Here is a 7500-nt window from a genome sequence, read left to right as displayed (position 1 = left end):
CCATTCAACATCGCTTACAGCGACTTTTTAAATATATCATTTATCTCTATCTTTGTCAATGTTTTTTATATTTCTTATGTTCATCGACCAACGACTTTTAATATATTAAAGCATATTGCCTCAAACGTCAACCTTTTTTCAAAAGAAAAAACCGCCCTTTTTAAGCGGCTAACAGTTTATAGGACCCAATGTTCGATTGCAACTAAAGCTAGCAAGCCAGGAATACCGAGAAAACCCGAAACAGATGATGTAATGAAGTTAATTGGTACATGAATACCAAATCGGTTGCCTGCTGTATTTAGAAAAAACAGGAATAATGCTCCGATGACTAATTTTATAACAGCTTGACCGACAAATCGTAATGGTTTAAACGAAGCCCCGCTAAATAACAATAATAAAACAAATCCGGCTAAAACAGAGATTACAATAATCGGTTCCAAAAAAGCTCCTCCCTTAAAAATTTCTTTAGGAACAGATTATGTACAAGTCCGGCTTATTAGACCTTTAAAAAAGAAATACTCAAGCATCTTTTGCTTGAGTAGAATTAAGTTTATTTCTTTAATGTGATATTTCTTTGTTTCACTTCTCGAAGCAGAAAAAAATATTTTGCTTCAATGATTTTGGTTTGGCAAATTACTTCTTCGGAAGGATCAAAACTCTTTTCCAGTAGTACTTTTTCTTGGTTCCATTGTTCTTTAAATTTAGTTAATAGAGTCAACAGCTTTTGATCATATTCTTGCCGAAGACGTCCTTTACGGCGAAAAAACATTGTTACTACCTCCGGACCTTTAGACTTATAATTCCCGCCGCCCCTCTAATGCTTTGGATAAAGTCACTTCATCAGCATATTCCAGATCCCCGCCAACCGGCAATCCGTGAGCAATTCTAGTTATTTTAATACCGGATGGCTTTAATAATCTGGATATATACATCGCTGTTGCTTCTCCTTCAATGTTCGGATTTGTTGCTAAAATAACTTCCTGCACTGTTTCATCTTGAAGACGTTTTAATAAATCCGGAATATTGATATCTTCTGGACCGATGCCATCCATCGGTGATATTGCACCGTGTAGAACATGATACAGACCATTATATTCCTTCATTTTCTCCATGGCAATCACATCTTTTGGATCTTGTACAACACAAACAATACTCCTATCACGCCGCTCATCAGTACAAATATAGCAAGGATCTTGATCTGTAATATGACCGCAGACAGAACAATATGTCAAGTTTCGTTTCGCATTTACCAGCGCTTTTGCAAAATCGAGGACAGTATCTTCCTTCATACTTAACACAAAGAAGGCGAGTCGAGAGGCTGTTTTCGGGCCAATTCCCGGCAATTTCATAAAGCTGTCAATCAGCTTCGAGATCGGTTCAGGATAATGCATATTAATATTCCTCTCTGAAAAGAAATTCACCCTCTATCAATCATTTTACGCATTTCTGATAGAGGGATACCTGAATTTATTATTTAAAACGGCAAATTAAGTCCTTTTGTAAATTGCCCCATTGTATTATTCGCAAGTTCATCCGCCTTTTTTAGGGCATCGTTAACAGCTGCCAGAACTAAGTCCTGCAGCATTTCAACATCATCTGGATCAACTGCTTCAGGTTTAATGACGATATCTGTTACTTGTTTATGGCCTGTTGCAGTAACAGTAACCATCCCGCCGCCTGCAGTTCCTTCAACTGTTTGTCTCCCTAATTCCTCTTGTGCTTCTTGCATTTTCTTTTGCATTTTTTGCATTTGTTTCATCATATTTTGCATATTTCCGCCGCCACGCATCATATTTCATTACCTCCTATAATTTATTAATCAATAATTTCTACAATCTCTGTGCCAAACAGCTTCTTCGCTTCAGTAATATGCGGTTCTTCTTCGCGTTTTTCGCTGCTTTCTTCCCGGCTTTCTTGGTGACCGCTTAGGAAATCCTCCCGAATCGAATGCCATTGATCTTCAGGAACTCCTAACAAGATAAACCTTCTGCCGGTTAATTTTAACAGTCCTAAGGTAACCGCTTCAAGGAAATCACTTCGATTCATCGCCATTTGGCAAATCATTTCATGCTTGAATTTTATTATTAAAGCATCCGCTGAAGCTGCTGCCGGCTCAGCTTCATTTAACAGGGCAGCTTGCGATTTCAGCAGGCCTGCCCTCATTTCTGCCCAATTCGCTTTAATTAGATTTAAATCATTCTTTGTTGCCTGTTTTAGTACTTCATTTATTCTCCCTACCGCCGGCTGAAATGAATTTTTTGAAGCTCTTTTTACTGACTTTTGCGGCTGTGCTGAAACATTTTGCTGTACTGCCGGTGTACCATGTTCTTTTAAAAAGTGCAACTCTTGTTCAAGCCGGTCAATTCGTGCCAATAACGGTTCAAGGTTTTCCGCATTTCCAAGATTGGACTCTTTCACTTCTAATTGACACAGTTTAACAATCGCCACCTCAAGGAAAATCTTCGGATGATTCGTCCATCGCATATCCTGCTGGGTTTTATTTAACAAATCAATCAGCCCATAAATTGTCTCTGTTGATGTCTTTTCCGCAAGAAGGCGAAATTCATCATCCAGCATAATCCTTTCCAGCGATTCTTCAAGTTTCGGTGCTGTCTTGTAAAGCAGCATATCGCGGTAAAATAAAATTAAATCCTCAATAAAGCGTACAGGGTCTTTACCATGAAATAAAAGCTCCTCTAACGCCTCCAAACCGCCAGCAACATCCTTTTCATTGAAGGCTACCGCTATTTTATTGAGCAGACCTTGTGATACAGAACCTGTTACGGTTAATGCATCGTCAATCGTCACTCGATCTCCGCTAAAGGAAATCGCCTGGTCCAACAAACTTAAAGCATCGCGCATCCCACCTTCTGCCGCCCGGGCAATCAGCTGCAGCGCCTGTTCATCACACTCTACTCCGGTTTCACCGACTATCAATCTCATTCGACTGACAATCGACTGGGCTGTAATCCTTCTAAAATCAAAACGCTGGCATCTGGAAATGATCGTCAGCGGAATTTTATGCGGTTCTGTCGTTGCCAAAATAAAAATAACATGTTTCGGCGGCTCTTCCAAAGTTTTCAGTAAAGCATTAAATGCACTAATCGAGAGCATATGCACTTCATCAATAATATAGACCTTGTACTTAACTGCCGTTGGAGCAAATTTGACCTTATCAAGAACATCCCGCATTTCCTCAACTCGGGAGTTGGATGCCGCATCAAACTCTAAAACATCCGGAATCGTTCCATTTGTAATGCCCCGGCAGGCTGCACATTCATTGCATGGTTCAGCAGCCGGTGCATGCTCACAATTAATTGCTTTCGCTAAAATTTTAGCCGCACTTGTTTTTCCTGTCCCTCTTGGACCAGAAAAAAGATAGGCATGGGAAATTTTTTGCTGAAGCAGGGCATTTTGCAATGTCTTCGTGACATGTTCCTGGCCGACTACATCCTTAAAATCCTGAGGACGCCAAACACGATATAAAGCTTGATAAGTCATCAGACACCGCCCCCTTCAAAAAATTTTCTCATCTCATCCATTATAGCCTATCTATTTTCCATAATTCAAAGCGTACTTTTAAAAGTTTGCAAAAAAACTCATCCCAATTCTGAGATGAGTTTGTTATTATGTAAAGTTACTGCCGCGCACCTTCCGTTGACTGACACCCATAGGCGTTACTTAAGCAGTTAGCTCGGCCCAGGCACCCCTGCGGCACATGGGAGCTTCCACTTAATGCTGCTTCCTTCCGGACCTGACATGGTTCATGGATTCCCATTGCGCAGGACCCGGGCGTCAACACCACTTGCTTAAGGCAGACCCTACAGGTAATCAGCCTCGGGAAGGGATTCAGTCCCGCTAGAGCGGATTGCGGGTACAGGGCACCGCTACCTCCCCACCTAGCGCGGCAAAGTTGATACCAATTATTTAGTTGCGTCTTATATGACGCTTTTTTAGTATACAAATATTCTCGAAAAAAATCAATCGTTATTCACTGTTAATTTTTGTAACATTCTTTTTCTCAGCCTTTTTCTTGTCGCGAAGTTTTCGAAAAAAGTCCGATAGAATCCGGCTGCATTCACCTTCCAATACTCCACTTACAACCTCGCATTGATGATTGAAACGCGGTTCCTGCAACAGGTTCATCAAGGTTCCGGCACAGCCGCCCTTTGGATCACTGGCGCCATAAACAACCCGTTTCACCCTTGATAACACAATGGCACCAGAACACATGGGACATGGCTCTAATGTTACATATAAAGTCGTGTCCTCAAGCCGCCACGATCCGACTTCCTTACAAGCTTCCTCGATAGCCAGCAGTTCGGCATGCGCTAAAGAATTTTGTTCTCTTTCCCTTAGGTTATGGGCCCGGGCAATAATTTGGCCATCTCGAACGATTATGGCTCCAATCGGGACTTCATTTATGGCCTCTGCCTTTTTTGCTTCGCGAATGGCCTCTATCATAAACATTTCGTCCTGTGTTTGCGGATCATTCATAACAAACCACCCTAATCTTTTGTATTGAACATTATATCATGAATCGGTCTGCTCCCTCATAGATTAACTATAGCGGATAAAAGAGGAGGAGTCTGGATGCAAATTCATGTGGTAAAACAAAATGATAGCTTAACAACGATTGCCAAAACCTATCATACAACTGTCGGAGATATTGTCGATGCCAACGAGATCCCAAATCCTAACAATCTGGTCGTTGGACAATCCATTGTCATTCCGATTATCGGAAAATTTTACTTCGTTCAGCAGGGGAATACGGTACAGTCAATTGCTAGAAAAGAGAATGTTTCCGCTCAGGAAATTGCCTCAATAAATCGTATTACTGTTAACCAAACTCTGCAAATCGGGCAACGTCTTTACATTCCTCAGGCTTCGAAAAGAAATGCCGAATTTAACGGCTATGTGGAACCGCGCAGTACCTCCGTCTTGCCAAATTTGGAAAACCGCTCCCGAGAAGCTACACCCTATATGACCTACTTAGCCCCATTTGCGTTTCAGGCAAAACGGGATGGCACATTGAAAGAGCCTTTGCTCAATAACTTTCCGGCTATCGCCAGTGCCAACCGTAATGTGTTAATGATGGTGATTAACAATCAAGAACAAGATAAATTTAGTGATGAATTAGGGCAGATATTACTTAATGACATGGTGATCCAAGATAAATTTATCAATAATATTGTAACAACTGCAAAAAATTATGGCTTCCGCGACATACACTTTGATTTCGAATACTTGCGCCCTGTTGACCGCGAGGCTTACAACCGCTTTTTACGGAAGGCAAAAGCAAGGTTTCAGCAAGAAGGCTGGCTGATGTCGACAGCACTTGCCCCTAAAACAAGCGCCGACCAAAAAGGCAAATGGTATGAGGGTCATGATTACAAGGCACATGGTGAAATTGCTGATTTCGTTGTCATTATGTCGTATGAATGGGGCTTCAGCGGCGGCCCTGCTATGGCTGTATCTCCCATTGATCAAGTAAGAAGGGTCATGAACTATGCCGTATCAGAAATGCCGTCCAACAAAATTCTTATGGGCCAGAATCTTTATGGCTATGATTGGACATTGCCGTTTGTCCCTGGTACCGTTGCTGAAGCCGTAAGCCCGCAGGAAGCCATTGCACGCGCCGCAAAGTATAAAGTGGACATCCAATATGATACAAAAGCACAGGCTCCCCATTTCAGGTATACAGCCGATGACGGCAAGCAGCATGAAGTCTGGTTTGAAGATGCCCGTTCCATTCAAGCTAAATTTAATTTAATTAAAGAACTTAATTTGCGTGGCATGAGTTATTGGAAGCTTGGTCTTTCATTTCCGCAAAACTGGCTGTTGATTATCGAAAATTTCAATGTGATAAAACGAGGGACATAAATCAGTTTTATTTTCCATATCCATTCCCTCCCCAGATTATGATAGAATAGTCCTTGTGCCATTGCGGAATTTGTCAACTTTTGGCGATTTCAGGCATCTGTCTTAAACATAAAAAAACACTCCAGGTTAATCATAAAAAGGCAAGGAGAAGGAGGACAAACAATGGGGGCTGAACCCTTTATTACTGTTGAAGGGCCGATTGGTGTTGGAAAAACATCACTTGCAAAATCCATTTCGGAGCATTTCAATTTCGCACTGTTAAAAGAAATTGTCGATGAAAATCCATTCTTGGGAAAATTTTATGAAAATATCGAAGAATGGAGTTTTCAGACAGAAATGTTTTTTCTGTGCAATCGCTTTAAACAATTAAGGGACATCAATATTCATTATTTAAGCAAAAGTAAGCCAGTAGTTGCTGATTATCATATCTTTAAAAATTTGATTTTTGCCCGAAGGACATTGAATCCAGACGAATATACAAAATATGTTAAGATTTATCAAATCTTAACGGAAGATATGCCAAAACCAAATGTTATTATTTATTTAAATGCCAGTCTTGATACCTTACTAAAACGAATTAAATTACGAGGCCGTGAAGTAGAGAAAAAGATCAGCCCTCTTTATTTAGAACAATTATCTTTGGACTATGCTCAATCATTAGCAGCGTTTGAACAAGAACACCCTGACATACCCGTTCTCCGCTTTAATGGTGACGAATTAGATTTTGTGAAGAATAACCAGGATTTAGAGCTAATTATAGAGCAGCTCACTTCGGTGCTAAAAAAAGAAGCTGGACAAACACATGGTAGAATAGGGGGATGTTCATGAGTATCGTTATTGGCGGTATGATAGGACTTGGGAAAACAAGTGTAGCAGATTTGCTGCAGGCTCACTTTGAACAAAAAGGAATTGAAAGCAAGGTATTTTATGAAGCCGTTGATGATAATCCTATTCTCCCTCTCTATTATGAGTTATCATCAGAAGAATTGAAGGCCAAAAGAATTCCTTTCTTATTGCAGTTATTTTTCTTAAATAAGAGGTTTAAAACGGTAAAGGATTGCATGAACTGGAAAAACCCGGTGTATACGATCCAAGACCGATCCATTTATGAAGATTGGTATTTTGCATATGTGAATAACAATTTAGGCCGGATTTCTGATTTGGAATTTAAAATATATGAAGAGCTGGCAGATAACATGATGGAGGAACTGAATGAACTTCCAAAGAAAGCTCCTGATTTAATGGTTTATTTAAAAGGCTCATTTAATACGGTACTTGAACGGATTATGGCACGCGGCCGCAGCTTTGAAATCAACCCGGAGCTGAAGGAATATTACTTCGAGGTTTGGAAAGGTTATGATGAATGGGTCATGAATCGTTATCATGCAAGTGAAGTACTAATCATTGATATGGATCAGGTAGATGTAGTTAACAGTGATCACGACGCTAAAATGGTCTGCCAAAAGGTCGAAGAAAAACTGAATGAAATTTTATATATCTCTAAAGCACATATTGGTTAATGCCAGTATGTGTCTTTTGGAGTTAAAAAAAATACGCTGCAAGCAATCTTGCAGCGATTTTTTATCTCCAGTTTTATGCGCGATTTCATTCTTATAA

General features: G+C 40.3%; 9 protein-coding genes and 1 other RNA gene. 3 read left to right on the top strand and 7 right to left on the bottom strand.

Annotation, left to right across the window (positions count from 1 at the left end):
• Positions 1-176: 176 nt before the first annotated feature.
• From BFU02S_RS13655 to tadA, 7 genes are all read right to left on the bottom strand, one after another.
• A complete protein-coding gene (locus BFU02S_RS13655) occupies positions 177-440 on the bottom strand; it encodes a pro-sigmaK processing inhibitor BofA family protein (RefSeq protein WP_066371691.1) in 264 nt (87 codons plus the stop codon).
• A 110-nt stretch (positions 441-550) separates the two neighbouring features.
• Positions 551-769 (bottom strand): YaaL family protein, encoded by a 219-nt coding sequence (locus BFU02S_RS13650; protein ID WP_066371690.1) that lies wholly within the window; start codon positions 767-769, stop codon positions 551-553.
• Positions 770-794: 25 nt separating this feature from the next.
• Positions 795-1391 (bottom strand): recombination mediator RecR, encoded by a 597-nt coding sequence (recR, locus tag BFU02S_RS13645; RefSeq protein WP_066371687.1) that lies wholly within the window; start codon positions 1389-1391, stop codon positions 795-797.
• An 83-nt stretch (positions 1392-1474) separates the two neighbouring features.
• Positions 1475-1792: a YbaB/EbfC family nucleoid-associated protein gene (locus BFU02S_RS13640; protein ID WP_174520345.1), complete on the bottom strand. Its 318-nt coding sequence runs from the start codon at positions 1790-1792 to the stop codon at positions 1475-1477.
• A gap of 23 nt (positions 1793-1815) precedes the next feature.
• Entirely contained in the window at positions 1816-3501 is a 1686-nt protein-coding gene (gene dnaX, locus BFU02S_RS13635) for a DNA polymerase III subunit gamma/tau (protein ID WP_066371684.1), read from the bottom strand.
• A 142-nt stretch (positions 3502-3643) separates the two neighbouring features.
• An RNA gene (ffs, locus tag BFU02S_RS13630) (signal recognition particle sRNA large type) lies at positions 3644-3908 on the bottom strand.
• A 79-nt stretch (positions 3909-3987) separates the two neighbouring features.
• The gene (tadA, locus tag BFU02S_RS13625) at positions 3988-4497 is read right to left on the bottom strand and encodes a tRNA adenosine(34) deaminase TadA (protein ID WP_066371683.1); all 510 of its coding nucleotides are present in this window, start codon (positions 4495-4497) and stop codon (positions 3988-3990) included.
• 96 nt (positions 4498-4593) lie between these two features.
• Here tadA and BFU02S_RS13620 point away from each other — a divergent pair, with 96 nt between their 5' ends.
• From BFU02S_RS13620 to BFU02S_RS13610, 3 genes are all read left to right on the top strand, one after another.
• Positions 4594-5883: a glycosyl hydrolase family 18 protein gene (locus BFU02S_RS13620; protein ID WP_066371682.1), complete on the top strand. Its 1290-nt coding sequence runs from the start codon at positions 4594-4596 to the stop codon at positions 5881-5883.
• A gap of 162 nt (positions 5884-6045) precedes the next feature.
• Complete coding sequence (locus BFU02S_RS13615) at positions 6046-6711, top strand: deoxynucleoside kinase (RefSeq protein ID WP_066371680.1); 666 nt, start codon at positions 6046-6048, stop codon at positions 6709-6711.
• Positions 6708-7403, top strand: coding sequence for a deoxynucleoside kinase (locus BFU02S_RS13610; RefSeq protein ID WP_066371678.1), 696 nt, complete (start codon positions 6708-6710; stop codon positions 7401-7403). Before BFU02S_RS13615 ends, BFU02S_RS13610 begins: the two co-directional genes overlap by 4 nt.
• The last annotated feature ends 97 nt before the right edge of the window (positions 7404-7500 follow it).

It is taken from the genome of Neobacillus fumarioli NBRC 102428, from assembly GCF_001591485.1.
Lineage (GTDB): Bacteria > Bacillota > Bacilli > Bacillales > Cytobacillaceae > Neobacillus > Neobacillus fumarioli.
This window is presented reverse-complemented; position numbering and strand designations above follow the sequence as displayed.

Excerpts from the sequence above, each read along its gene's own strand:
- BFU02S_RS13650 (WP_066371690.1), bottom strand. The coding sequence starts at position 769 with ATGTTTTTTCGCCGTAAAGGACGTCTTCGGCAAGAATATGATCAAAAG.
- recR (WP_066371687.1), bottom strand. The coding sequence starts at position 1,391 with ATGCATTATCCTGAACCGATCTCGAAGCTGATTGACAGCTTTATGAAA.
- BFU02S_RS13640 (WP_174520345.1), bottom strand. The coding sequence starts at position 1,792 with ATGATGCGTGGCGGCGGAAATATGCAAAATATGATGAAACAAATGCAA.
- dnaX (WP_066371684.1), bottom strand. The coding sequence starts at position 3,501 with ATGACTTATCAAGCTTTATATCGTGTTTGGCGTCCTCAGGATTTTAAG.
- tadA (WP_066371683.1), bottom strand. The coding sequence starts at position 4,497 with ATGAATGATCCGCAAACACAGGACGAAATGTTTATGATAGAGGCCATT.
- BFU02S_RS13620 (WP_066371682.1), top strand. The coding sequence starts at position 4,594 with ATGCAAATTCATGTGGTAAAACAAAATGATAGCTTAACAACGATTGCC.
- BFU02S_RS13615 (WP_066371680.1), top strand. The coding sequence starts at position 6,046 with ATGGGGGCTGAACCCTTTATTACTGTTGAAGGGCCGATTGGTGTTGGA.
- BFU02S_RS13610 (WP_066371678.1), top strand. The coding sequence starts at position 6,708 with ATGAGTATCGTTATTGGCGGTATGATAGGACTTGGGAAAACAAGTGTA.